Here is a 629-nt window from a genome sequence, read left to right on the forward strand (position 1 = left end):
TGGCCCAGCAGTATGGTCCGGAAGTGAAGCTTGGTCAGGCTGTCGAGTATGGGCTTCGCATTCCAGATAAATTGCTGCACCACGGCAGCGCTGTCACCGCCGGATTGCGCCATTGATCCGGCGCATGGCATCCAGATCAGAAAGGCGATGGTTATACTGAATAGAGTCCTGTTCATGCTGGAGAATGATTGCCGTTTTGAGTGAGTCGATCCGCCGGTGCAGCACCGACAGATTCAGGGAGTAGCTTACCGAATCAGCCTGATGCTGGTTGCGCCGGATCACGGTGATGACCTCTTTCAGATCCGACACCACATCCTGAGTTGGTGTCAGAGAGTTCACGGCAACGGCCACAACCACGGCAGTGACAACCGACAGGATGATTTCCCGCAGCAGGTTGGTGGTAGTGCCGAATTTGGCGGTTGCTCCCTTCAGAAAGTTGATGATCAGTTGCAGGTAGTTCATTTTCCGGTGACACGGGTTTTCCAGTTTGGCAGTTCGAAATGCGGGCCATCCTTCTTTTTGAAATTACCTCCCCAGACAGTTTCAGGCATCAGCTGGGCAAACTGCGCAAACAGGCGGAGATCCCAGTCAACGTCGCCATTGGGGTATTTGAAGGCCACATCGAGCGC

The 629-nt window shown here is 54.1% G+C and carries 1 protein-coding gene; it reads right to left on the minus strand.

All coding sequences use genetic code 11. The features are described from left to right. Window positions 1–93: 93 nt before the first annotated feature. Complete coding sequence (locus BLX24_RS30980; RefSeq protein WP_071506944.1) at window positions 94–462, minus strand: hypothetical protein; 369 nt, start codon at window positions 460–462, stop codon at window positions 94–96. Window positions 463–629: the final 167 nt, after the last annotated feature.

Origin of the sequence: Arsenicibacter rosenii, from assembly GCF_001870735.1 — a bacterium.
GTDB classification, from domain to species: domain Bacteria; phylum Bacteroidota; class Bacteroidia; order Cytophagales; family Spirosomataceae; genus Arsenicibacter; species Arsenicibacter rosenii.

Excerpts from the sequence above, each read along its gene's own strand:
- BLX24_RS30980 (WP_071506944.1), bottom strand. The coding sequence starts at position 462 with ATGAACTACCTGCAACTGATCATCAACTTTCTGAAGGGAGCAACCGCC.